This is a genomic window from Streptomyces sp. NPDC053432, assembly GCF_055585365.1.
Genome location: NZ_JBVJKF010000006.1, coordinates 232,715 through 254,865 on the forward strand (window position 1 = coordinate 232,715; position 22,151 = coordinate 254,865).

The window sequence follows — 22,151 nt, forward strand, 5'->3', positions numbered from 1 at the left end:
GTCAGTGCTCCTGTCCGAGCGGTCGGAGTTCGTACTTCGGGTTGAAGAGCACCCGACGGCCGTGGCTCATCGAGATGCGCCCGGAGGCGATCAGGCGGCGGCCGGGCTCGATTCCCACGATCGAGCGACGCCCGAGCCAGACCACGTCCAGCGCCGCCGAGCCGTCGAACAGCTCGGCCTCCAGGGCGGGCACGCCCGCGCGGGGCCGCAGGGTGACGGTGCGCAGGGTGCCCGTCACCTTGACTATCTGGCGGTCGTGGCAGTCGCAGATCCGCGTGCAGCCCGCGGCCTCTGCGTCCTCCTGCAGCTCCGCCGAATGCAGCTCCTCCTGCGAGGACGACAGCCTCTCGATCATCCGGCGGAACCGGCCCGCCGGCCTGGCCGCCCTGGCCGGCTTGACGGACTTCTCGGGACGCGGTTCAGCACTCATAACAGGAAGCCTACCGGCGTGCGGGCCGCCCACCGAAGCTACCTCTCGAAGCGGTACCCCATGCCCGGCTCGGTGATGAAGTGCCGCGGGTGCGAGGGATCGGCCTCCAGTTTGCGGCGCAACTGCGCCATGTAGACCCGCAGGTAGTTCGTCTCGGTGCCGTACGAGGGCCCCCACACCTCCTGCAGGAGCTGCTTCTGGCTGACGAGCTTGCCGCCGTTGCGGACGAGGACCTCCAGCAGGTGCCATTCGGTGGGCGTGAGCCGTACGTCACGCCCCTCCCGTACGGCTTTCTTGGCGGCCAGGTCCACCGTGAAACCGGCGGTCTCGACGACCACCTCGTCCTCGCCCGCGCCCGCGGACGGCTCGGCACGGCGGACGGCCGCGCGCAGCCGGGCCAGCAGCTCGTCCATGCCGAACGGCTTGGTGACGTAGTCGTCGGCGCCCGCGTCGAGGGCCTCGACCTTCTCGTCGGAGGTGTGGCGGGCGGAGAGGACCAGGATCGGCACGCGCGTCCAGCCCCGCAGGCCCTTGATCACCTCGATCCCGTCCATGTCGGGCAGGCCCAGGTCGAGCAGGACCACGTCGGGGTGGCGGGCGGCCGCGAGCTCCAGCGCGCTCGCGCCGTCGGCGGCCGCGTCGACCTCGTACCTGCGCGCCTTGAGGTTGATCACGAGGGCTCGGACGATCTGCGGCTCGTCTTCCACCACGAGCACCCGGGTCATTGAGGTCCTGCCTTCTGTCGTTCCGCTTCGAGGTCTTCGAGATCTTCGGGGTCTTCGAGGTCTTCCGTGATCATGTCTGCTGCCGGTCCGGTGGCGCGGGCCCCGCCGGCCACCGTGACGCGCGGCGGCGGGCCCTCCCGCGTGGAGGCCGTGCCGTCCGTCGCGGCCCTGAGCGTGAGGACCATGGTCAGCCCGCCGCCGGGGGTGTCCTCGGCCGCCAGGGTGCCGTCCATGGCCTCGGCGAAGCCCCGGGCCACGGCCAGCCCGAGGCCCACTCCGGCGCCTCGGGGGGCGTCCCCGTGCCGCTGGAAGGGGGCGAAGATGCGGTCCTTGGCCTCGTCGGGCACGCCCGGTCCGCGGTCGACCACCCGCACCTGGACCCGGTCGCCGAGGAAGCTGGCGGCCACCAGCACCGGCTGGCCGGCCGGGCTGTACTTGACGGCGTTCTCCACCACGTTGGCCACGGTCCGCTCCAGCAGGCCCGGATCCACCGCGACCATCGGCAGGGTCTCGGGCACGTCCAGCAGCACGCTGTCCTCCGGTACTCCGCCCAGCGCCATCGGGACCACCTCGTCGAGGTCGATCTCCCTGATCAGCGGGGTGACGGTGCCGGTCTGCAGCCGGGACATGTCCAGCAGGTTGCCCACCAGGTGGTCGAGCCGGTCTGCGCCGTCCTCGATGCCTTCGAGGAGCTCGGCCCGGTCCTCCTCGGACCACTCGACGTCGTCGGAGCGCAGGGAGCTCACGGAGGCCTTGATGGACGCGAGGGGCGTACGGAGGTCATGGCTGACGGCGGCCAGCAGGGCGGTCCGGATCCGGTTGCCCTCGGCGAGGCGGCGGGCTTCCTCGGCCTCCCCGACGAGGCGCTGGCGGTCCAGGACCACGGCCGCCTGGGCGGCGAAGGCGCCCAGCACGCGGCGGTCCTCGGCGGGCAGCACCCGGCCGGACAGGGCCAGCGCCATGTGATCGCCGACGGGCATGTCCACGTCGGCGTCCTCGGGCCGGTCCACGGGCGCCGGGCCGACGCTGCCGGCCCGGGTCCAGGGCTCCGTGTCGCCCGCGCGCTCCAGCAGGGCCACGGACTCCATGGCGAAGGTCTCGCGGACCCTCTCCAGCAGCGCGGGCAGCGCCGTCTCGCCGCGCAGCACGCTGCCGGCCAGGAAGGAGAGGATCTCGGACTCGGCGCGCAGCCGGGCGGCCTGGTGGGTGCGCCGGGCGGCCAGGTCCACCACGGACGCCACCGAGACGGCGACCCCGAAGAAGATGGCGATGGCCACGATGTTCTTGGGGTCGGAGATCGTGAACCGGTGCAGGGGCGGGGCGAAGTAGTAGTTCAGCAGCAGCGAGCCGAAGGCGGCCGACGCCAGAGCCGGCCAGAGCCCGCCCAGCAGCGCCGCCGCCACGGTCAGTGCCAGGAAGAGCAGCATGTCGTTGGCGAGCCCCGGGTCCGCCTCGACGTGGGTGAGCAGCAGGCACAGCGGTACGGGGAGGACCACTCCCACCGCCCACCCGGCGAGGATCCGGGCCCGGCCGAGGCGGGCCCCGGAACGGGCCACCGGCAGCCCGCGCCCCTTGGCCACCTCCTCGTGCGTGACGATGTGGACGTCGAGGTCGGGGCCGGAGTCCCGGGCCACGGTGGCGCCCACGCCCGGCCCGAAGACGTACTGCCAGGTCTTGCGGCGGCTGGAGCCGAGCACGATCTGGGTGGCGTTGACCCCGCGGGCGAATTCGAGGAGCGCCTCCGGGACGTCGTCGCCGATCACATGGTGAAACGTTCCGCCGAGGTCCTCGACCAGCGTGCGCTGGATCGCGAGCTCCTTCGGCGAGGCAGCGGTCAGACCGTCGCTGCGGGCGATGTACACGGCGAGGATCTCGCTGCCGGAGCCCTTGGCCGCCATCCGGGAGGCGCGCCGGATCAGGGTGCGCCCCTCCGGCCCGCCGGTAAGCCCCACGACGATCCGTTCGCGCGCCTGCCAGGTGGAGCGGATGCCGTGCTCGCCCCGGTACTGCTGGAGGTACTCGTCCGCCCGGTCGGCCACCCACAGCAGCGCGAGTTCGCGCAGGGCGGTGAGGTTGCCGGGCCGGAAGTAGTTCGACAGGGCCGCGTCGACCTTGTCGGGCTTGTATATGTTCCCGTGCGCCATCCGCCGCCGCAGCGCCTGCGGGTCCATGTCGACCAGCTCGATCTGGTCGGCCCGCCGGACCACCTCGTCCGGGACGGTCTCCCGCTGCCGGACCCCGGTGATCGATTCGACCACGTCCCCGAGGGACTCCAGGTGCTGGATGTTGACGGTGGTCACGACGTCGATGCCGGCCCGCAGCAGTTCCTCGACGTCCTGCCAGCGCTTGGCGTTGCGCGAGCCGGGCACGTTGGTGTGCGCCAGCTCGTCCACGAGGGCTATCGCCGGCCGGCGGGCCAGCAGCGCGTCGACGTCCATATCGGTGAAGGCCGCGCCGCGGTGGGTCAGCTCCCTGCGCCCGACCTGCTCCAGCCCGTGGAGCAGCACCTCGGTCCGCGGCCGCCCGTGGTGCTCGACGAAGCCGACGACGCAGTCGGCACCCCGCTCCACCCTGCGGTGGCCCTCGGAGAGCATCGCGTAGGTCTTGCCCACACCGGGTGCCGCGCCGAGATAGATCCTTAGCCTGCCGCGTCCCATGGGCCCATTCTCAGGGACGTTTGCCCCGTTCACGTACCTTTGGCGGTCCCCGGGCCGATCCCTGACGGATCTCTGACGCGGGCGCCGCGAAGCACCGCGGGCCGTACCCCCAGGGAGTACGGCCCACGGCCTGAAACGTTCGCGGCCCTCGCGAGGCGGGGGTCAGCGGACCTCGGTGATCTCCGGGCCGCGCTCCAGCTGACCCATGCCACCGCCGAAGCGGGAGCCTTCCTGCTCCTCCGTCTGCACGCCGTCCGGCACCATCTGGGCGTCGTTCGGCAGTTTCAGGACGATGGGGTCACGCGGGGCCATCGGGCCGTCGCCGCGGACGACGACGGTGTCCCGGAAGATCGTCTCCAGCAGGCCGGCCGACTCGGGGCGCACCGCGCCCTGGCCGGAGATCACACCGCGCAGGAACCAGCGCGGGCCGTCGACGCCGACGAAGCGGACCAGCTGGGCGCCGGTCTGCCCGTCCGGGAGCGGTACGGGGACCTGCGCGCGCAGCTCCCAGCCCAGCGGACCCTCGACCTCGTCGATGATGCCGCCCTGCTGGGTGATGCCCGCGGCGATCTCCTCGCGGACCTCCCCCCAGATGCCTTCCTTCTTGGGAGCGGCGAAGGCCTGCAGCTGTACGGCGCTGTCGCGCAGCACCACGGTCGCGGCCACGATCGCGTCACCGGCGACCTCGACGCGCAGCTCCATGCCCTCGACACCGGGTACGAGGATGCCGCCGAGGTCGACCCGGCCCTCGGCCGGGTTGCCGGGTACCTCGGAGACGTCCCAGGGGCCGTCCGGCCGCGGGGCCGGCGGCAGGTTCACACGGCGGGGCGCGGCATCCTGCTCATCGGCGTCGGCCGCAGCGCCGTCCACGCTGTCGACGACCTGCTCGGCCGCGCCGCCGTCCTTGGCGGAGTCGTTCTTCTTGCGACGTCCGAACACGTCACTGTCCTTCCCGGTCGGTTACGACCGAAGCGTAGCCATTCCCACCCTGCTGACCAGCGCCTGATCCGGCCACGGCCGCATGACCGCCGGTGGAGCCGAAACCCCCCTCGGCCCGGGCCGAGCCGGGAAGTTCCGCCACCTCGTGGAAGCGCACCTTCTCGACCCGCTGGACAACCAGCTGGGCAATGCGGTCGAAACGCTCGAACCGGACGCTGTCGCGAGGGTCGAGATTGACCACGATCACCTTGATCTCCCCACGGTACCCGGCATCCACCGTCCCCGGGGCATTCACGAGCGCGAGCCCGCAGCGGGCGGCGAGCCCGGAGCGCGGGTGCACGAACGCGGCGTACCCGTCGGGCAGCGCGATGGACACTCCGGTGGGCAGGACCGCCCGCTCACCGGGGGCGAGCTCGGCGGCCTGGGTGGTCACCAGGTCGCAGCCGGCGTCACCGGGGTGGCCGTAGGCCGGGATGGGCACCTCGGGGTCGACGCGGCGGATCAGCACGTCGACGGGAGCGTGGTTGTTCAGAGCCATCAGGGGTTCACCTCGAAGGCGCGTGCGCGCCTGACCTGGTCCGGGTCGGCCATCGCCGCCTGGATCTCCTCGGGCCGACCGTTGTCGATGAAGTGGTCGACCTTCACCTCGATGAACAGCGCGTCCGCGCGCACGGCGACCGGTCCCTCCGGCCCGCCTATGCGGCCGACCGCACTGCAGTAGATCTTGCGCCCGGCCACGGCGGTGACCTCGGCCTCCAGGTACAGCACGGTGTCCACGGGCACCGGCCGCACGAAGTCGGTCTCCAGCCGGCCCGTCACGGCGATGACGCGCAGCAGCCAGTTCAGGGAACCCAGCGTCTCGTCGAGCGCGGTGGCCAGCACCCCGCCGTGGGCGAGACCCGGGGCGCCCTGGTGTGCGGGCTTGACGGTGAACTCGGCGGTGACGCGCACGCCCTCGCCCGCTCGGGCCTCCAGGTGGAGTCCGTGCGGCTGGCCTCCGCCGCAGCCGAAGCAGTGCTCGTAGTGCGCACCGAGCAGCTCACCGGGCGCCGGGGCGTCGGGGTGCCGGACCGGTGCGACGGCATCGGCCGGGGGCGTCAACGCTGTGTTTCGTCCACTCACAGCCGCAGACCTTACCCGCGCGGCTACCCGCCGGTCGCCTCGTGGCAGGCTTGACGGCATGCAGCTCTCCCCCGCGCACCACGACGAACGCCTGACCGCCCCCCGCTCCTGGTGGTTCATCTCCGTACTCATCGGACTGGCCTGCGCGTTGATGCTGCTGCCGCTGGGCACGCTGCCGCTGCTGGCCGGGCTGGTGGGCGGTACCGCGCTGGCGGGGCTGCTGGTGAGTTCGTACGGCTCCGCGCGCGTGCGCGTGGTGAACGGCGCGCTGGCGGCCGGGGAGGCGCGGATCCCGGTGACGGCCCTGGGCGAGCCCGAGGTCCTGGACGCCGAGGAGGCCCGCGCCTGGCGCACGTACAAGGCCGACACCCGCGCCTTCATGCTGATGCGGAGCTACGTGCCCACGGCGCTCCGCATCGAGGTCACCGACCCGGCGGACCCGACACCGTACGTCTACGTCTCCACCCGCGAGCCGGAGGCCCTGCGGGCGGCCGTCCTCGCCGCGAAGACGGACCGCCTGACCCCCTAGTGGTCGGTGGACCCTTCGAGTGCGGCCCTGGCGGCCTCGGGAAGGGGCTGGGAGGGCTGTTCCAGGGGCGGCAGCTGCGGCAGGGCGTCCCAGGGCACCGCGCGTCTTTGGAGGTCGCCACGGACCTTCTCGGCGAGTTTGCGGGTGTCGCGGCGGTTCATCACCGCGCCGACCGCCGCACCGATCATGAACGGCATCAGGTTCGGCAGGTTGCGGAACATCCGCTTCATGATCTGCTGGCGCAGTTCGCGCTTCATCTGGCCGCCGAGTGCCGCGTTCAGCGTCGTCGGCTTGGTCAGGTCCACCCCGCGCTCCTCGGTCCAGGAGGTGAGGTAGGCGAAGCTGCGCTGCGTGAGGGTGCCGGGTGCCCGCAGGCCGTACACCTCGTGGAGCTCGGCGATGAGCTTCAGCTCGATGGCCGCGACTCCGGTGATCTCGGCGGCCAGTTCCATCGGCATGGCGGGCGGGACGGGCAGCATGGCCGCCGCTCCGATGCCGGCACCGACGGTGGAGGTGCCGTTGGCGGCGCCGGTGATCAGTTTGTCGGCGAGCTGATCGGCGTCGAGGCCCGGAAACTGGGCGCGCAGGGTCGCGAGGTCTCTGACCGGAACGCGAGGCGCGATCTCGATGACCCGGTCGGCGATGTACAGGGCGGCGGCCCTGACGCCCGCGCCGCCCTTGCGTACACCGTTCTTGACGGCTTGCAGCCGACGGGCCCCGGACCCTTGTCCGGACGCCTCGTCGGCCCCTGTGGCCGACGGCACCACTGTCGCGGCGCCCGAGGACACGGCGGATCCGCCGGGGGCTCCAGGACCCGTTTCCGGGTCCGTGGTTCCCACCTGCGTCTCCGCCGATTCACCACGTTTGCGCAAGCCGAGCCTGCGAAACGGTGTCGAGCCAGCCACGGCCGACGCCTCTCAGTCGCAGTCGCGGCAGATCGGCTGACCGTTCTTCTCTCGTGCGAGCTGGCTGCGGTGGTGGACCAGGAAGCAGCTCATGCAGGTGAACTCGTCGGCCTGCTTGGGCAGGACCCGGACGGCCAGTTCCTCGTTGGAGAGGTCCGCACCGGGCAGGTCCATGCTCTCGACCGAGTCGAACTCGTCCATGTCCGAAGACGAGGACGACTTCTCGTTGCGCCGCGCCTTCAGCTCTTCGATGCTGTCGTTGTCGACGTCGTCGTCGGTCTTGCGTGGGGTGTCGTAGTCCGTTGCCATTTTTCGCTCTCCCCCTCTGGGTGTTAGCGGTGTCTCAGCGCAGGTAACGCGCGAGAGGCCGGACTTGTGCCCGACCTGAGGCGGAGATTTTGCCTCACATCAAGGTCTGTTACTCAATCGACACCCAGCCGCACGCCTGAAGAGCCGATTGGCTGGGATGACGACCGGGACCGTACACGGTCCGGGGGCCGTCGCGCACAAACGCCACCCCGTCTATTTCCCGCCATCAGGGGGGCCGGAAACCCGGACTTTGCGGGCTTTCCGGCTCCCCGGGGGTCACCGAACGCACATGGCCGGACACGTGACACTGTGATCGATCACACAAGGGCGACCGACTGCACAGGGCAAGTATTCAGCCAACAGCGAACACGCGGGTGGGTTCTCACAAGGGGAGAGTGACACGCATCACGAGGCCACCGCCCTCCCTGGGCACCGCCTGGATCCGCCCGCCGTGTGCGCGCGCCACGGAGCGCGCGATCGACAGGCCGAGCCCGACACCCTTGTCGCTGCCCGTTCGCTCCGTACGCAGCCGCCTGAAGGGCTCGAAGAGGTTGTCCACCTCGTACGCGGGAACGACGGGACCCGTGTTCGACACCAGGAGCACCGCCTGCCCGTGCTGGACGCCGGTCGTCACCTCCACCCAGCCGCCCTCCGGCACGTTGTACCGCACGGCGTTCTGCACCAGGTTGAGGGCGATCCGCTCCAGCAGCACACCGTTGCCCTGCACGACGGCCAGCGCGCGCTCGCCGCGGATCTCCACGCCCTTCGCCTCGGCCTCCCCGTGCACCTGGTCGACGGCGCGCGAGGCGACCTCCGCCAGGTCCACGGGCTTGCGCTCGACGATCTGGTTCTCGCTGCGGGCGAGCAGCAGCAGGCCCTCGACCAGCTGCTCGCTGCGCTCGTTGGTGGCGAGCAGGGTCTTGCCGAGCTGCTGGAGCTCGACCGGGGCCCCGGGATCGGAGAGGTGCACCTCCAGCAGGGTCCGGTTGATCGCCAGTGGCGTCCTCAGCTCGTGCGAGGCGTTCGCCACGAACCTCTGCTGGGCCGTGAAGGCCCGCTCCAGCCGGTCGAGCATCTCGTCGAAGGTGTCGGCGAGCTCCTTGAGCTCGTCGTCCGGCCCGTCCAGCTCGATGCGCCGGGTCAGGTCGGAGCCGACCACCCTGCGGGCGGTGCGGGTGATCCTGCCCAGCGGAGAGAGCACCCGGCCGGCCATCGCGTAGCCGAAGGCGAAGGCGATGATGCTCAGGCCCAGCAGGGCCATCAGCGACCGGCTCAGCAGATCGTCCAGCGAGTGCCGGCGCTGTGCGGCCATGCACTGGTTGATCGCGACGTCGAACTGGTCCCACTGCTTGATGTTCGCGACACCGGGGCAGGAATCGCTGGTGACCTGCACGTTCTGACCGCTGATGATCTTGTACGGGATCATGTTGCCCTCGCGGAGGGCCTGCGCCGCGAGCAGGTAGATGATCGACAGCAGGAGGATGCCGGCGATCAGGAACATTCCGCCGTACAGCAGCGTGAGCCGTATCCGGATGGTCGGCCTCAGCCATGGGAAGGGACCCTCGGGCTGGCCGGGGTCCCAGGTCGGTTTCGGTGGCGCCGCGGGCGGCGCCGGAGTCGTCGCCACCCTCGTCAGATCCGGTACCCGGAGCCAGGGACGGTCACGATGACCGGGGGCTCCCCCAGCTTGCGACGCAAGGTCATGACCGTCACCCGCACCACGTTCGTGAAGGGATCGGTGTTCTCGTCCCATGCCTTCTCCAGCAGCTGCTCGGCGGAAACGACGGTCCCCTCGCTGCGCATGAGGACCTCCAGCACCGCGAACTCCTTGGGCGCGAGCTGCACCTCCCTGCCCTCGCGGAACACCTCGCGACGGTTCGGGTCCAGCTTGATCCCGGCCCGCTCCAGCACGGGCGGCAGGGCGACGGTGGTACGCCGCCCGAGCGCCCGTACGCGGGCGGTCAGCTCGGTGAAGGCGAAGGGCTTGGGCAGGTAGTCGTCCGCCCCGAGCTCCAGGCCCTCCACGCGGTCGCTGACGTCCCCGGAGGCGGTCAGCATCAGCACGCGCGTGGGCATGCCGAGCTCGACGATCTTCCGGCACACGTCGTCGCCGTGCACGAGCGGGAGGTCCCGGTCGAGCACGACCACGTCGTAGTCGTTCACGCCGACCCGCTCCAGGGCGGCGGCGCCGTCGTACACGACGTCCACGGCCATGGCCTCCCGGCGCAGCCCGGTGGCCACCGCATCGGCGAGCAGCTGCTCGTCCTCGACGACGAGTACGCGCACGTCGTTTCCTTCCTCCGGGCCCCTTCAGGGCACACGTGTATTGCGTCTGTTGCGTCGTCCATCCTGCCCTTTTCGCCGGTAAACCGGCTGTAAGGCACCGCGCGGAGGGGTGCGGGCGGGGCGGGAGTGAGGATTGGCTCACGTGGTGAGGTTTCCCGGCCCGGGGCGCTGGGGAGGACGACAGCACACCCCATCCACTCCCTGACGGCGGAGAGCCACGTGCCGCCGCCGACCCACGAAGAGGGGGCGAACCCATCATGGACGCATTCACCGCGGGTCTCCTGCAGCGCATCAGGGCCACGCAGTCGGACCTCAGGCAGGCCCGCGAGACGGGCGACGACTTCCTCGCGGAAGTGGAACAGGCGGAGCTGGAGGACCTCCAGCGGCTCGCCGCGGAACACGGCGTAGCCGTGTCCGCCGTCTGACCTCCGGTCAGGTACACCGCCGAACCCCGGCCGCCCCTCTCGGGCGCCGGGGTTCGGCGCTGTCCGGGTCCTCCGCCGCCCCGGCCTCCGGCCCGCCCCGAGGGCGACCGGGGTCCCGCTGCGCACGGCCCGCTCCACCGCCGGGGCTCCGGCCCGTCCGGCGTTCGACACCCCCGGGGGGCCTGGGCCCGGCGGCGAAGCCAGCCCCTCCGGCGTTCGAGGAGCGGGGCCCGGGGCGGAGCCCCGGGAAGCCGGGCCGCGGGGTCAGTCGTGCCAGGCCCCCGCCTCGTCGAGCAGCGGCTGCAGCAAGGCGAAGACGGCGGGCGTGGCGGCGAGGACCAGCTCGCCCGACGCCCGCTCCCCCGGCCGGCCGCCCGTAAGGGCCCCCGCCTCGCGGGCGATCAGGTCACCCGCCGCGAGGTCCCACGGGTTCAGCCCGCGCTCGTAGTACCCGTCCAGCCGCCCGGCGGCCACGTCGCACAGGTCCAGCGCCGCCGACCCGCCCCGCCGGATGTCGCGGACCAGCGGGATGATCCGCGCCACCACCTCCGCCTGGTGGGCCCGCCGGCTCTGCAGGTACCCGAAGCCGGTCCCCACCAGCGCCTGGTCCAGCGGCGCGGCCGCCCGGCACGCGAGCCGCGCTCCCTCCAGCCACGCCCCGCCGCCGAGCACCGCGTGGTACGTCTCCCCGCGCATCGGCGCCGCCACGACGCCGACCACGGTCTCGCCCCCGTACTCGGCCGCGATGGACACGCCCCAGCTCGGCAGCCCGTAGAGGTAGTTCACCGTGCCGTCCAGCGGGTCCACGACCCACCGCACCCCGCTCGTGCCCGCGGTGTCGGCCCCCTCCTCGCCGAGCAGCCCGTCCGCGGGCCGCCGCTCCGCGAGGATGCCGGTGATCAGCTTCTCCGCCGCGATGTCCATCTCGGTCACCACGTCGATCGGGCTGGTCTTGGTCGCGGCCACCGCCAGGTCGGCCGGCCGCCCGTCGCGCAGCAGCGCACCCGCCTGCCGGGCGGCGTCCAGGCCCACGGCCAGCAGTTCGGCCTTCAGCTCTTCAGAGATCACGGTCCCGCTACCCCTCTGCGTTCCCTACGCGTACGGACTGTCCGCGCCCGCGGCCGCCGGCCGGAGGCTGCGCGCCGGGCAGCAGCCCACCGCGCACAGGTCATGGCTCGCGCCCAGCAGCCCGAGCGCGCACCGCTCGACGCTCTCGCCCCGTTCGGCCGCGGCCCGCTCCAGCACGAGCTCCCGCACCGCCGCCGCGAACCGCGGGTCGGCCCCGACCGTGGCCGAGCGGGCGATCGGCAGGCCGAGCTCCGCGGCCTTCGCAGTCGCCTCGGTGTCGAGGTCGTACAGCACCTCCATGTGGTCCGAGACGAAGCCGATCGGGACCATGACCACCGCAGGGGTGCCCGCCCCGTGCAGGGCCTCCAGGTGGTCGCAGATGTCCGGCTCCAGCCACGGGATGTGCGGGGCGCCGCTGCGCGACTGGTAGACGAGGTCCCAGGGCAGTTCGGTGCCCGTCTCGGCCCGCACCGCGTCCGCGATCACCTTGGCCACGTCCAGGTGCTGCTTGACGTAGGCCCCGCCCTCGCCGTCCTGCGTGTGCTCCTCGACCGGGCCGGAGGCGTCGGCCGCCGCGGTGGGGATGGAGTGCGTGGTGAAGACCAGCCGGGCGTCGGCCCGGACCTCCTCCGGCAGGGACTCCAGCGAGGCGAGCACCCCGTCGATCATGGGCTGCACGAAGCCGGGGTGGTTGAAGTAGTGCCGCAGCTTGTCCACCTTCGGCAGCTCGGTCACGCCCTCCCCGGCGAGCGCGGCGAGCGCGTCGGCGAGGTTCTCGCGGTACTGGCGGCAGCCCGAGTACGAGGCGTACGCGCTGGTCGCGAGGACCGCGATGCGGCGCCGCCCGTCGGCGGCCATCTCCCGCATCACGTCGGTCAGGTACGGGGCCCAGTTGCGGTTGCCCCAGTAGACCGGGAGGTCCAGCCCGTGCTGGGCGAAGTCCTTGCGCAGGGCGTCCAGCAGCTCGCGGTTCTGGGCGTTGATGGGGCTGACCCCGCCGAAGCCGAAGTAGTGCTGCCCGACCTCCTTGAGGCGCTCGCGCGGGATGCCGCGGCCGCGCGTGACGTTCTCCAGGAACGGAACGACGTCGTCGGGCCCCTCGGGGCCGCCGAAGGACAGCAGCAGGAGGGCGTCGTACGGGGCGGCGGGCCCGCCGGCGGGCGGGAGGAGCTGGTCTGACATGCCCCGAATCCTGCCACCCGGCGTCCTCGCGCGGGAACCGGCCCGGCCCCGGCGCGCCCCGGTGAGCAGGTAAGGTCAGCCTAAGTTCCATGATCCGGAAGATCCGCGTGCGGCGTCCACCCACCGGTCGTAAGCTGTACCGGTCGATTACGTCCCTTACGGAGAGCCCTTGCCCAGTCCCTACCGCGCCATCTTCACGGCGCCCGGAACCAAGGCCTTCAGCGCCGCGGGGCTGATCGGCCGGCTGCCGATCTCGATGGTCGGCGTCGGCATCCTGACGATGATCTCCGAGATCACCGGCCGCTACGCCATGGCCAGCGCCCTCACCGGCACCCTCGCGCTCTCCGCCGCCGTCATCGGCCCGCAGGTGTCCCGCCTGGTGGACCAGTACGGGCAGCGCCGGGTCCTGCGGCCCGCCACCCTGATCTCGGTGGCGGCCGTCGCCGGTCTGCTGCTCGCCGCCGCGAACGGGCTGCCGGACTGGACCCTCTTCGTCCTCACCGCCGTCGCCGGCTGCGTGCCGAGCGTGGGCTCGATGGTCCGCGCCCGCTGGACGGTGCTCTACGCGGACTCCCCGCGCGAGCTGCACACCGCGTACTCCTTCGAGTCCGTGGTGGACGAGATCTGCTTCATCTTCGGCCCGATCATCGCCATCGGCCTGTCCACCACCTGGTTCCCGGAGGCGGGCCCGCTCATCGCCGCGGTCTGCCTCATGACCGGCGTCTGGCTGCTCACCGCGCAGCGCTCCACCGAGCCGGAGCCGCACCCGCGCGGGACCACCGGCAAGCACACCTCGGCCCTGCGCTCCCCCGGCCTGCAGGTACTCACGGCCACCTTCGTGGCGACCGGAGCGATCTTCGGCTCCATCGACGTGTCCACGCTGGCCTTCGCCGAGGAGCAGGGCCACAAGTCCGCCGCCAGCGTCGTCCTGGCCATCTGGGCGTTCGGGTCCTGTATCGCCGGAATCGTCTTCGGCCTGCTCCACCTCAAGGGCCGGGCGGAACGCCGTTGGGTACTGGGCATATGTGCGATGGCCGTGAGTATGATCCCCCTCCTACTGGCCGGGAACTTGCCGTTTCTGGCCGTGGCGCTCTTCGTCTCGGGCCTCGCCATCGCTCCCACGATGATCACCACGATGGCCCTGATAGAGGCGCACGTCCCACGCGCGAAGCTGACCGAGGGCATGACCTGGATCAGCACCGGCCTCGCGGTCGGCGTCGCCGTCGGCTCGTCCGTGACCGGGCTGGTCATCGACGCCGCCGGGGCGCGCAGCGGGTACGTCGTCTCCATCTCGGCGGGGGTGGCCGCGGCGGCGGTGGCGTTCGCGGGATACCGCCGGCTGACGAGGCCGGCGCAAGGGGAGGAGCGCGTCAGCGATGGCGACGGCGACAGCAGGGAAGAGCGCGCAGACCGCGTGGCGTAACTGGGCGGGGAACGTCACCGCCACGCCCGCCCGCACCGTCACCCCGGCTTCGGTCGGGGAGCTTCAGGAGGCGGTGCGCCGGGCGGCCCAGGAGGGCATGCGGGTGAAGGCGGTCGGCACCGGCCACTCCTTCACCTCGGCCGCCGCGACCGACGGCCTGCTCGTACGGCCGCAGGCACTGGCCGGGATCCGGGAGATCGACCGGGCCGCCGGCACGGTGACGGTGGCGGCGGGCACGGTCCTCAAGGACCTGAACGCGGCCCTGGCCAGGGAGGGCCTCTCGCTCACCAACATGGGCGACATCATGGAGCAGACCGTCTCCGGCGCCACCAGCACGGGAACGCACGGCACCGGCCGCGACTCGGCCTCGATCGCCGCCCAGATCCGCGGCCTGGAGCTGGTCACGGCCGACGGTGAACTGCTGACCTGCTCGGAGAAGGAGAATCCGGAGGTCTTCGCGGCGGCCCGGGTCGGCATCGGGGCGCTCGGCATCGTCACCGCGATCACCTTCGCCGTGGAGCCGCTCTTCTTCCTGACCGCCCGTGAGGAGCCCATGCGCTTCGACCGGGTGACGGCGGAGTTCGACCAGCACTTCGCGGAGAACGAGCACTTCGAGTTCTACTGGTTCCCGCACACCGGCAACTGCAACACCAAGCGGAACAACCGCAGCCAGGGCCCCGCCGCCCCGCCCGGACCGGTCAGCGCCTGGATCGAGGACGAGCTGCTGTCCAACGGCCTCTTCCAGGCCGTCAACTCGCTGGGCCGCGCGGTCCCGGCCACGATCCCCTCCATCGCCCGCGTCGCCAGCCGCGCCCTCTCGGCGCGCACCTACACGGACATCCCGTACAAGGTGTTCACCAGCCCGCGCCGGGTGCGGTTCGTGGAGATGGAGTACGCCCTCCCGCGCGAGCGGCTCGTCGAGGCCCTGCGGGAGCTGCGGGCCATGGTCGACCGCTCGAACCTGCGGATCAGCTTCCCCGTGGAGGTGCGGACGGCTCCGGCGGACGACATCACCCTGTCGACGGCCTCGGGGCGCGAGTCGGCGTACGTGGCGGTGCACATGTACAAGGGCACCCCGTACCAGGCCTACTTCACGGCGGCCGAGCGCATCTTCACCGCGCACGGCGGCCGTCCGCACTGGGGCAAGGTGCACACGCGCGACGCGGAGTACTTCGCGCAGGCCTATCCGCGGTTCGGCGAGTTCACCGCGCTGCGCGACCGCCTGGACCCGGACCGGGTGTTCGGCAACGACTACCTGCGGCGGGTCCTGGGCGACTGAGCCGCGGGCCGTCCGGGTCAGCCCCTTCCGGTTCAGGGAGTGGCGCCCGGCCGCCCCGGGCCCGTCTGCGGTGACGGGTCCGCGGCCGGTGTCCGGCTGGGTGCCGGTGCGGTGGTGGGGGCGGACGGGGTCGGCGTGGGGGTGGGCGTGGCGGTGGGCGCCGGGGTGCCGGACCGCGAGCGGCCCGGGTCCGGGGTCGGGCCGCGGCCGGCGCCGGTGCCGTCCGCCCCGCCGGAGGGGTCCGGGGAGGCGCCGGCGCCGGGGCTGCGCCCGTCCTCCGGCTCCTTGCCCCGCCCGTTCTCACCGCCCTCCCGCTTGCCGCCGGTGCCCGACTCGGGCCCCGGGTCGTGCCGTTCCCGGCCCGCGGTGCGCGTACCGCCGGAGAAGATGGTCCCGCCGCCGCTGCTGACGGAGGTTCCGGCGACGGCCTCGTACGTCCCGAGGGCGCCGAGCGAGATGGCGAAGGCGGCGCCGGCCGCGACCGCCGTGCGCTTCCGGCCCCGTACCCGGGTGCCGTGCACGGTGGCTTCGCCGAACTCCCCCTCCGGAGCCGGGACCGGCACCCGGCGGGCCCCGGGGCGGGCGCTCGCGCGCAGCTGGTCGCCCGTGCGCCGGAAGAGGTGCTGGATGACCGGTCCGCCGGCGGTCGCGACCACGCTCACCACGCCCGCGCCCAGGATCGTCCCGTAGACGCCCATCTTGGAGGCCAGCAGCGCGGCCGCGACGGTGGCGAGGGAACTGCCCGCCACCTGGGTCGCGCTCAGGTCGAGCTTCTTCTTCTCCGCCGGCTCCGCCGGCCGCCGTATGTCCGGTTCGGTCTCGTGCGCTGCTTTCTGACCCATCGCCATCCCCTGCGCGTCGCGCCCCTTGCGTGTCGAATCCCTCAGCGGTTACTGACAGCTGAACGAAATGAAAAGTTCCGTTTCTGTGGATTCTGTGAAGCAAGACACCCCGAATCGGACACGGGTGCAGGTGGGACCCGCCAGAGGGCACGCCAACTCCCGCCGTCCGGGAGAAGTTCGGCGGCGCGGCGGTCCACCCAGGTGGCCCGAATGGAGTACTGTGGCGATCCCTGGGGCTGTCCTTCCTTACGGATGTCCGGACTCGGGAGAGGGGGCCGATTGATGGAAAACGGCACTCGAAGACCGGTGATGCCGCGATATCGCACGGGCTCCTGCTGCGCACAGTAACCAGTCGGTCACTGTGCGTGCCCAACAGGTAACCGTGCCATAACGGCGATCAAGGGCGCATGCCCGACACGCCGGTTTAACTCGGCAAGGTTGTGGCAGGCTGCACCCGGGCAGGCCACACTCGACTAGCGGAAGCAGCGACGCACGTGACGTCGGCAGGCACCACCCGGGAGGTCCCCATGCCCGAACTGCGTGTCGTGGCCGTCTCCAATGACGGCACACGACTGGTGCTCAAGGCTGCGGACAGCACGGAGTACACGCTTCCGATCGACGAGCGGCTTCGGGCCGCCGTACGCAACGATCGAGCACGCCTGAACCAGATCGAGATCGAGGTCGAGAGCCACCTCCGCCCCCGCGACATCCAGGCCCGCATACGGGCCGGTGCCTCCGCTGAGGAGGTCGCTCAACTCGCCGGCATCCCCGTCGACCGCGTACGGCGCTTCGAGGGCCCGGTGCTCGCGGAGCGCGCGTTCATGGCCGAGCGCGCCCGCAAGACGCCCGTGCGCCGTCCCGGCGAGAACACCGGGCCGCAGCTCGGCGAGGCCGTGCAGGAACGGCTCACCCTGCGCGGGGCCGAGAAGGAATCCGTCCAGTGGGACTCGTGGCGCCGCGACGACGGCACCTGGGAGGTCCTCCTCGTCTACCGGGTCGCGGGCGAGCCGCACTCGGCGAGCTGGACCTACGATCCGCCCCGCCGGCTGGTGGTGGCCGTGGACGACGAGGCCCGCTCCCTCATCGGCGAGGCGGAGGACCTCCCGGCGGCACCGGAGCCGAGTTTCCCGTTCGTGCCGAGGATCGCGCGGCTGCCGCGCGACCGCCCGCTCGACCGCACCCTCGACCGGCCGCTGGACCGCGCCCTCGACCGCCAGCTGGAACGGGCCGAGGCCAGGGCCGCCGCCCCCCAGCCGGAGCCGGAGGAGGAACGGGACACCCTGACGAGCCTGCTGGAGGCCGTCCCGAGCTTCCGCGGCGACCTGGTGGTGCCCGACCGCACCGAGACTCCCGCGACGGAGTCCGAGGTGGAGGAGCCGCCGGCCCCGGCCGCCTCGGCGGGCGCGGGCGCGGCGTACGCGGACGTCCTGATGCCCCGCACGGTGGCGGGCCACCGGGACCGCCTGACCGGCACCACGGACCGCCAGGCCGAGGCGGACGGGGTCCGTCCGGGCCGCCGCGCGGCCGTGCCGAGCTGGGACGAGATCGTCTTCGGGACGCGGCGCAAGAAGCAGGAGTAGCGCGGGAGCGACGCGCGTCGGCCGGGCCGCTGCCGGGACCTCCCGGCGGCGGCTCGGCCCATGTGGTGCGCGGTTACTGCGGGTCCGGGCCCGTGGCCACCGGGCGGGCCGGGTCGGAGGACCACTCCGACCAGCTGCCCGCGTACAGGTCGGAATCGATGCCGGCCACGGCCAGGGCCAGGACCTCGTGGGCCCCGGACACGCCCGAGCCGCAGTACACGCCCACCGCCGTGCCCTCGCTGACGCCGAGCGCCTCGAAGCGGGCGCGCAGCTCGTCCGCCGGGCGGAAACGGCCGTCCCCCGTGACGTTCTCCGTGGTCGGGGCCGACACCGCGCCCGGGATGTGGCCGCCGACCGGGTCGATCGGCTCGACCTCGCCGCGGTACCGCTCCCCCGCCCGGGCGTCCAGGAGCAGCCCCGCGCGCGCCCGTGCGGCCGCGCCGTCGGCGTCCAGCAGACCCGAAGTCGCCGGAGTTGGCTTGAAATCGCCCTCCATGGACGTCACCCGGTCGGCCGAGACGGTGCCGCCGGCCGCCACCCACGCGGCCAGGCCCCCGTCCAGCACCCGCACGTCCGGGTGGCCCGTCCAGCGCAGCAGCCACCACGCGCGGGCCGCGGCCCAGCCCTGGCCGCCGTCGTACACGACCACGGGCCCGTCGGAAGTGACGCCGGCCCGGCGCATCACCGCGCCGAAGGCGTCCGTGTCGGGGAGCGGGTGGCGGCCGCCCGCACCGGGCGGACCTGCCAGTTCGCGGTCGAGGTCGACGTACACGGCGCCGGGGAGGTGCCCGGCCTCGTAGGCGGGGCGCTGGTCGGGGCCACCGAGCTGCCAGCGGACGTCCAGCAGCACCGGCGGCCTGGGGCCGGCCAGCTCGGTCTGGAGCTCGGCGGCGGAGAGGATCGCAGAATTCGCAGTCATGCGGCCCATCTTCCTCCCCGCCCGGGCCCCGCGTAACACGCCCGTCACCGCACGGGCGCACCGATCCGGTCATCTATGTCCCCGGGCTCGTCCATGCGGCCCGGTCGGGGCGCGCCGGGCCTTCCGGAGTGGAAGCATCAGCACCGGCGAGGGACTCGAACTCGACAGAGGAGACGGCTCACATGACCGAGCCAGCGACATCGACCCGGCACACGCCCGGCACCCCGTGCTGGGTGAGTCTCATGGTGCACGGCCTCGGGACGACCGAGGACTTCTACGCCGATCTGTTCGGCTGGGAGTACGAGCCGGGCCCCGAGCAACTGGGCCCGTACGTCCGGGCCGTGCTGAACGGGCGGGAGGTCGCCGGGATCGGCGAGATGCCGCCGGACCGGCACCTGCCGGTGGCCTGGACCACGTATTTCGCCACCGACGACGCCGACGCGAGTGCGGAGGCGATCCGCTCGTGCGGCGGCACGGTGGCGGTGGGTCCGCTGGACGGCGGCAGGGCGGGGCGGATGGCCATCTGCTCCGACCCGCTGGGGGCGATCTTCGGGCTGTGGCAGGCGCTGGAGCACCCGGGCACCCGGCTGCCGGGCCCGCCGGGCACCCCGGTGTGGAACGAGCTGATCACCCAGGACACCTCGACGGTCGGCAAGTTCTACCAGCACGTCTTCGGCCACGAGGTGCCGGCCGACGACACGGGCAGCGAAGACTTCGACCAGCTGACCCTCCAGCTGGGCGGCCGGCCGGTCGCCGCCGTGCACGGGGTCGGCCGCTCGCTGCCGCACGACCGGGGGCCGCACTGGATGGCGTACTTCGAGGTGGAGGACACCGACGCGGCCGCCGCCCGGGTCGCCGAGCTCGGCGGGCGCGTCGTCGAACCGCCCCGCGAGGGCGCCCGGGGACGCGTGGCCACGGTCGCGGACCCGGAGGGCGCGGTGTTCACCCTCGTGCGCTCGCGCGACCGGGACTGACTTCGGGGGCGCGGGCCGGCCGCCGGGCGCGGACGACGGGGACCGGCGCGGCCCGTCAGCTGTGGTTGACGGGAAGGACGTCCGGGGAGAGCGCACCCGCGTGGGCGGAGGCGGAGGTCATCCGCTTGCGGTGGTGCCGACGGCAGAGGACCTCGTAACCGATCTCCTCCGAGGGGCGGTTGACGTCCCCCACCACCACCTGTGCGCCTTCCACGACCATGTCGCCGCCCACCGTACGGGCGTTGTGCGTGGCGCGGGCTCCGCACCAGCACAGGGCCTCGACCTGGAGCTGCTCCAGGCGGTCGGCCAGCTCGATGAGGCGCTGCGAGCCCGGGAACAGCTTGGTGCGGAAGTCGGTCGTGATGCCGAAGGCGAAGACGTCCATGCCGAGCTCGTCGACGATGCGGGCCAGCTGGTCGATCTGGTCGGGGGCCAGGAACTGCGCCTCGTCCACGATCACGTAGTCCGCCCTGCCGCCCGCCGAGAGCTCCGCCACCAGGTACGCGTACACGTCCATGGTGTCCGTGACCTCGACCGCGTCCGTCACCAGGCCCAGGCGCGAGGACAGCTTGCCCTCGCCCGCCCGGTCCTGCCGCGTGAAGATCACGCCCTGCAGTCCGCGCGCCGAGCGGTTGTGGGTGATCTGCAGAGCCAGAGTGCTCTTTCCGCAGTCCATCGTTCCGGAGAAGAACACCAGCTCGGGCATGGGAAGTGCGGGACCTTTCGGGTCGTGGGCGGGAGGGGGAGGAAGGGTCAGGAGCGGACTTCGAGCAGCGGGACCAGCTGCTCCGCCGCCGTCATCGAGCCGTGCATTCCGGCGAGCGCCGACTCGTTGGGCTCGTTGCGGGAGGCGGTGATCGCGACGTCGGCCTGGGCGGCCGCGACGACGTCGCCGATACGGCCGAGCACGCGCTCGTCGCACTCGCCCGGTGCGCCGAACCAGCCCAGTTCGAGGGCCTCTTCGCGGCCCGCGACCCAGAAGCGGTCGCCGAGCACTTCGCGCCACACGGTCAGGACGTCGGCCTCGGCACCCGGTACCGCGTACACGTGCCGGGCCCGGCCCTCGCCGCCGAGCAGGGCCACGCCCGCGCCGAGCTCCCAGTCCTCGTCGAAGTCGATGCGCGATTCCTCGTCGAAGGGGACGTCGACCATGCCGTGGTCGGCGGTCACGTACAGCGCGGTGCGCGGCGGCAGCTGCTCGGCGAGGCGCTGGACGAGCCGGTCGACGTACATCAGCTGGCCGCGCCAGGCGTCGGAGTCGACGCCGTGCCGGTGGCCGGCCCCGTCGAGCTCGCTGAAGTACGTGTACACGAGCGAGCGGTCGCCCTCCGCGAGCTGGATCGCCGCGAGGTCCATCCGCTCCTCGCCGGTCATCCGGCCGTGGAAGGTGCCCCCGGACAGCGCGATCTTGGTGAGCGGGGTGGTCTGGAAGGCGGGCGAGGACACCTGCGCGGTGTGCACCCCGGCCTTGTCGGCCAGCTGGAAGACGGTCGGGTACGGCTGCCAGGGCTTCGGCGGGGTCCACGGCTGCCAGCGCAGCTGGTTCATCAGCTCGCCGCTGGCCGGGTTGCGGACGGCGTAGCCGGGCAGGCCGTGGAGGGCCGGCGGCAGACCGGTGCCCACGGAGGCGAGCGAGGTGGCGGTGGTCGCCGGGAAGCCCGCGGTGATCGGGCGGCCGGTGCCGCCGCGCGAGCTCCCGAGGAGGGAGGTGAGGTACGGGGCCTCGTCCGGGTGGGCCTTGATCTGCTCCCAGCCCATGCCGTCGACCAGGAACACGCAGTTCCGGTCGGCCGGCGTCAGCTCGGCGATGGACGCGGTGAAACCGGGTACGCCCTGGCCCGCCACGAGAGTGGGCAGCAGGTCGGCGAGCGAACCGGTGCCGTAGTGCGGGACGGGCGCGGCGGCCAGGTCCAGCAGCTCCGGTTCGTCCCAGTCCTGCGGTGCGGAGTAGGACATCAGCGGGCGGAGGAGGACGTCGCCGCGGTCGCCTCGGAGAGTGCCTGCGCGAAGACGAGCGTCTGGCGCACCGCCTCCGGGCCGTCGCCGGCCTCGCTGACGCGCAGGCTCAGGTCGTCGGCGGTGGAGTTGCCGGTGTAGCCGTGGTCGGAGTCGCAGTTCGGGTCGCCGCAGGCGGCCGGCTCCAGGTCGATCCGGGAGACCGCGCCCCAGCCGATGGTCAGGACGACCTCGCGGGGCAGGGTCCCGGGGGTGTAGGACTCCGGGTTCGCGACGACCCGGCTGAGGACCACGGAGGAGATGCTGGACAGCTTGACCGACTCGGTGGAGGTGGTCGCGTACGGGGAGGGGGACCCGGCGTCGGCGGCCTGCTCGTCGGTGTGGCTGACGATGAAACGGTTGCCCGTCAGGACGAGCACGGTGACGTGGCGGCGCACCTCGTTGGAGTCGAAGGTCGTCTCCTGGTGGACCAGGTACGACGAAATCGGCTCGCCGCCCACCGCGGCCTCCACCGCCTCGGCCACGAGGGCCGGGTAGTAGCCGCTGCGCTCGATCGCCGTGCGCAGCCCCTGGGTCGTCGTACCGGATTTCGCCATGAGGT

At 72.6% G+C, this 22,151-nt stretch carries 23 protein-coding genes; 6 read left to right on the top strand and 17 right to left on the bottom strand.

Going from position 1 to position 22,151, the window contains the following annotated elements; all coding sequences use genetic code 11:
* Position 1: 1 nt before the first annotated feature.
* The 6 genes from ACZ6Y1_RS13175 to ACZ6Y1_RS13200 all read right to left on the bottom strand — a co-directional run bounded on the left by ACZ6Y1_RS13175 (position 2) and on the right by ACZ6Y1_RS13200 (position 5,873).
* The gene (locus ACZ6Y1_RS13175; RefSeq protein ID WP_376656708.1) at positions 2-430 is read right to left on the bottom strand and encodes an OB-fold nucleic acid binding domain-containing protein; all 429 of its coding nucleotides are present in this window, start codon (positions 428-430) and stop codon (positions 2-4) included.
* A 38-nt stretch (positions 431-468) separates the two neighbouring features.
* Positions 469-1,155, bottom strand: coding sequence for a response regulator (locus tag ACZ6Y1_RS13180; protein WP_384757016.1), 687 nt, complete (start codon positions 1,153-1,155; stop codon positions 469-471).
* Positions 1,152-3,812 (bottom strand): DUF4118 domain-containing protein, encoded by a 2,661-nt coding sequence (locus tag ACZ6Y1_RS13185; protein WP_469627158.1) that lies wholly within the window; start codon positions 3,810-3,812, stop codon positions 1,152-1,154. The genes ACZ6Y1_RS13180 and ACZ6Y1_RS13185 overlap by 4 nt, the downstream gene beginning before the upstream one ends.
* Before the next feature lie 162 nt (positions 3,813-3,974).
* Positions 3,975-4,751 (bottom strand): DUF3710 domain-containing protein, encoded by a 777-nt coding sequence (locus ACZ6Y1_RS13190; protein ID WP_469627161.1) that lies wholly within the window; start codon positions 4,749-4,751, stop codon positions 3,975-3,977.
* A 1-nt stretch (position 4,752) separates the two neighbouring features.
* The gene (gene dut / locus ACZ6Y1_RS13195; protein ID WP_469627164.1) at positions 4,753-5,289 is read right to left on the bottom strand and encodes a dUTP diphosphatase; all 537 of its coding nucleotides are present in this window, start codon (positions 5,287-5,289) and stop codon (positions 4,753-4,755) included.
* On the bottom strand, positions 5,289-5,873 hold the full coding sequence (locus ACZ6Y1_RS13200; protein ID WP_469627167.1) for a PaaI family thioesterase: 585 nt from the start codon (positions 5,871-5,873) through the stop codon (positions 5,289-5,291). The genes dut and ACZ6Y1_RS13200 overlap by 1 nt, the downstream gene beginning before the upstream one ends.
* A 58-nt stretch (positions 5,874-5,931) precedes the next feature.
* On the opposite strand from ACZ6Y1_RS13200, the gene ACZ6Y1_RS13205 reads away from it, so the two are divergent.
* Positions 5,932-6,402: a DUF3093 domain-containing protein gene (locus ACZ6Y1_RS13205; protein WP_469627170.1), complete on the top strand. Its 471-nt coding sequence runs from the start codon at positions 5,932-5,934 to the stop codon at positions 6,400-6,402.
* Here the strand turns inward: ACZ6Y1_RS13205 and ACZ6Y1_RS13210 are convergent.
* The 4 genes from ACZ6Y1_RS13210 to ACZ6Y1_RS13225 all read right to left on the bottom strand — a co-directional run bounded on the left by ACZ6Y1_RS13210 (position 6,399) and on the right by ACZ6Y1_RS13225 (position 9,902).
* Complete coding sequence (locus ACZ6Y1_RS13210) at positions 6,399-7,307, bottom strand: hypothetical protein (protein WP_469627173.1); 909 nt, start codon at positions 7,305-7,307, stop codon at positions 6,399-6,401. The two genes, ACZ6Y1_RS13205 and ACZ6Y1_RS13210, sit on opposite strands and share 4 nt — an antisense overlap.
* 12 nt (positions 7,308-7,319) lie before the next feature.
* Positions 7,320-7,616, bottom strand: coding sequence for a DUF4193 domain-containing protein (locus ACZ6Y1_RS13215; RefSeq protein WP_403887474.1), 297 nt, complete (start codon positions 7,614-7,616; stop codon positions 7,320-7,322).
* Between the two features lie 382 nt (positions 7,617-7,998).
* Positions 7,999-9,243 carry a sensor histidine kinase gene (locus tag ACZ6Y1_RS13220; protein ID WP_469627177.1) on the bottom strand — a complete coding sequence of 415 codons (1,245 nt, stop codon included), beginning with the start codon at positions 9,241-9,243 and terminating at the stop codon, positions 7,999-8,001.
* Positions 9,244-9,248: 5 nt separating this feature from the next.
* A complete protein-coding gene (locus ACZ6Y1_RS13225) occupies positions 9,249-9,902 on the bottom strand; it encodes a response regulator transcription factor (RefSeq protein ID WP_030036265.1) in 654 nt (217 codons plus the stop codon).
* Positions 9,903-10,159: 257 nt separating this feature from the next.
* Between ACZ6Y1_RS13225 and ACZ6Y1_RS13230 the strand changes: the two genes are divergently transcribed.
* Complete coding sequence (locus tag ACZ6Y1_RS13230; RefSeq protein ID WP_469627180.1) at positions 10,160-10,327, top strand: hypothetical protein; 168 nt, start codon at positions 10,160-10,162, stop codon at positions 10,325-10,327.
* A 264-nt stretch (positions 10,328-10,591) separates the two neighbouring features.
* On the opposite strand, the gene ACZ6Y1_RS13235 is transcribed toward ACZ6Y1_RS13230, so the two are convergent.
* Entirely contained in the window at positions 10,592-11,392 is an 801-nt protein-coding gene (locus ACZ6Y1_RS13235) for an inositol monophosphatase family protein (protein WP_469627470.1), read from the bottom strand.
* A gap of 27 nt (positions 11,393-11,419) precedes the next feature.
* Positions 11,420-12,577 carry a ferrochelatase gene (locus ACZ6Y1_RS13240; protein WP_469627183.1) on the bottom strand — a complete coding sequence of 386 codons (1,158 nt, stop codon included), beginning with the start codon at positions 12,575-12,577 and terminating at the stop codon, positions 11,420-11,422.
* 169 nt (positions 12,578-12,746) lie between these two features.
* Here ACZ6Y1_RS13240 and ACZ6Y1_RS13245 point away from each other — a divergent pair, with 169 nt between their 5' ends.
* Both ACZ6Y1_RS13245 and ACZ6Y1_RS13250 read left to right on the top strand, forming a co-directional pair.
* Positions 12,747-14,000: an MFS transporter gene (locus ACZ6Y1_RS13245; protein WP_469627186.1), complete on the top strand. Its 1,254-nt coding sequence runs from the start codon at positions 12,747-12,749 to the stop codon at positions 13,998-14,000.
* Positions 13,954-15,279, top strand: coding sequence for a D-arabinono-1,4-lactone oxidase (locus tag ACZ6Y1_RS13250; RefSeq protein ID WP_469627189.1), 1,326 nt, complete (start codon positions 13,954-13,956; stop codon positions 15,277-15,279). The genes ACZ6Y1_RS13245 and ACZ6Y1_RS13250 overlap by 47 nt, the downstream gene beginning before the upstream one ends.
* A 32-nt stretch (positions 15,280-15,311) precedes the next feature.
* Here ACZ6Y1_RS13250 and ACZ6Y1_RS13255 read toward each other — a convergent pair whose 3' ends face one another.
* Positions 15,312-16,121, bottom strand: a complete 810-nt coding sequence (locus ACZ6Y1_RS13255) for a hypothetical protein (RefSeq protein ID WP_469627192.1) — start codon at positions 16,119-16,121, stop codon at positions 15,312-15,314.
* Between the two features lie 527 nt (positions 16,122-16,648).
* Between ACZ6Y1_RS13255 and sepH the strand changes: the two genes are divergently transcribed.
* Complete coding sequence (sepH, locus tag ACZ6Y1_RS13260; RefSeq protein ID WP_469627196.1) at positions 16,649-17,701, top strand: septation protein SepH; 1,053 nt, start codon at positions 16,649-16,651, stop codon at positions 17,699-17,701.
* 73 nt (positions 17,702-17,774) lie between these two features.
* Here the strand turns inward: sepH and ACZ6Y1_RS13265 are convergent, their stop codons facing one another.
* On the bottom strand, positions 17,775-18,620 hold the full coding sequence (locus tag ACZ6Y1_RS13265; RefSeq protein ID WP_469627199.1) for a sulfurtransferase: 846 nt from the start codon (positions 18,618-18,620) through the stop codon (positions 17,775-17,777).
* Positions 18,621-18,802: 182 nt separating this feature from the next.
* On the opposite strand from ACZ6Y1_RS13265, the gene ACZ6Y1_RS13270 reads away from it, so the two are divergent.
* Positions 18,803-19,594, top strand: a complete 792-nt coding sequence (locus tag ACZ6Y1_RS13270; protein WP_469627201.1) for a VOC family protein — start codon at positions 18,803-18,805, stop codon at positions 19,592-19,594.
* A gap of 55 nt (positions 19,595-19,649) precedes the next feature.
* Here the strand turns inward: ACZ6Y1_RS13270 and ACZ6Y1_RS13275 are convergent, their stop codons facing one another.
* From ACZ6Y1_RS13275 to ACZ6Y1_RS13285, 3 genes are read right to left on the bottom strand one after another with little or no spacing between them, the layout of a single operon-like run.
* On the bottom strand, positions 19,650-20,300 hold the full coding sequence (locus ACZ6Y1_RS13275; RefSeq protein ID WP_469627203.1) for a thymidine kinase: 651 nt from the start codon (positions 20,298-20,300) through the stop codon (positions 19,650-19,652).
* Positions 20,301-20,347: 47 nt separating this feature from the next.
* The gene (locus tag ACZ6Y1_RS13280) at positions 20,348-21,550 is read right to left on the bottom strand and encodes an alkaline phosphatase family protein (RefSeq protein WP_469627206.1); all 1,203 of its coding nucleotides are present in this window, start codon (positions 21,548-21,550) and stop codon (positions 20,348-20,350) included.
* A complete protein-coding gene (locus tag ACZ6Y1_RS13285; protein WP_329378429.1) occupies positions 21,550-22,146 on the bottom strand; it encodes a DUF5998 family protein in 597 nt (198 codons plus the stop codon). Before ACZ6Y1_RS13285 ends, ACZ6Y1_RS13280 begins: the two co-directional genes overlap by 1 nt.
* Positions 22,147-22,151 lie beyond the last annotated feature (5 nt).

Coding starts and splice junctions, on each gene's coding strand:
- ACZ6Y1_RS13175 (WP_376656708.1), bottom strand. CDS start 430: ATGAGTGCTGAACCGCGTCCCGAGAAGTCCGTCAAGCCGGCCAGGGCG.
- ACZ6Y1_RS13180 (WP_384757016.1), bottom strand. CDS start 1,155: ATGACCCGGGTGCTCGTGGTGGAAGACGAGCCGCAGATCGTCCGAGCC.
- ACZ6Y1_RS13185 (WP_469627158.1), bottom strand. CDS start 3,812: ATGGGACGCGGCAGGCTAAGGATCTATCTCGGCGCGGCACCCGGTGTG.
- dut (WP_469627164.1), bottom strand. CDS start 5,289: ATGGCTCTGAACAACCACGCTCCCGTCGACGTGCTGATCCGCCGCGTC.
- ACZ6Y1_RS13205 (WP_469627170.1), top strand. CDS start 5,932: ATGCAGCTCTCCCCCGCGCACCACGACGAACGCCTGACCGCCCCCCGC.
- ACZ6Y1_RS13215 (WP_403887474.1), bottom strand. CDS start 7,616: ATGGCAACGGACTACGACACCCCACGCAAGACCGACGACGACGTCGAC.
- ACZ6Y1_RS13230 (WP_469627180.1), top strand. CDS start 10,160: ATGGACGCATTCACCGCGGGTCTCCTGCAGCGCATCAGGGCCACGCAG.
- ACZ6Y1_RS13240 (WP_469627183.1), bottom strand. CDS start 12,577: ATGTCAGACCAGCTCCTCCCGCCCGCCGGCGGGCCCGCCGCCCCGTAC.
- ACZ6Y1_RS13250 (WP_469627189.1), top strand. CDS start 13,954: ATGGCGACGGCGACAGCAGGGAAGAGCGCGCAGACCGCGTGGCGTAAC.
- ACZ6Y1_RS13255 (WP_469627192.1), bottom strand. CDS start 16,121: ATGGGTCAGAAAGCAGCGCACGAGACCGAACCGGACATACGGCGGCCG.
- sepH (WP_469627196.1), top strand. CDS start 16,649: ATGCCCGAACTGCGTGTCGTGGCCGTCTCCAATGACGGCACACGACTG.
- ACZ6Y1_RS13265 (WP_469627199.1), bottom strand. CDS start 18,620: ATGACTGCGAATTCTGCGATCCTCTCCGCCGCCGAGCTCCAGACCGAG.
- ACZ6Y1_RS13270 (WP_469627201.1), top strand. CDS start 18,803: ATGACCGAGCCAGCGACATCGACCCGGCACACGCCCGGCACCCCGTGC.
- ACZ6Y1_RS13275 (WP_469627203.1), bottom strand. CDS start 20,300: ATGCCCGAGCTGGTGTTCTTCTCCGGAACGATGGACTGCGGAAAGAGC.
- ACZ6Y1_RS13280 (WP_469627206.1), bottom strand. CDS start 21,550: ATGTCCTACTCCGCACCGCAGGACTGGGACGAACCGGAGCTGCTGGAC.
- ACZ6Y1_RS13285 (WP_329378429.1), bottom strand. CDS start 22,146: ATGGCGAAATCCGGTACGACGACCCAGGGGCTGCGCACGGCGATCGAG.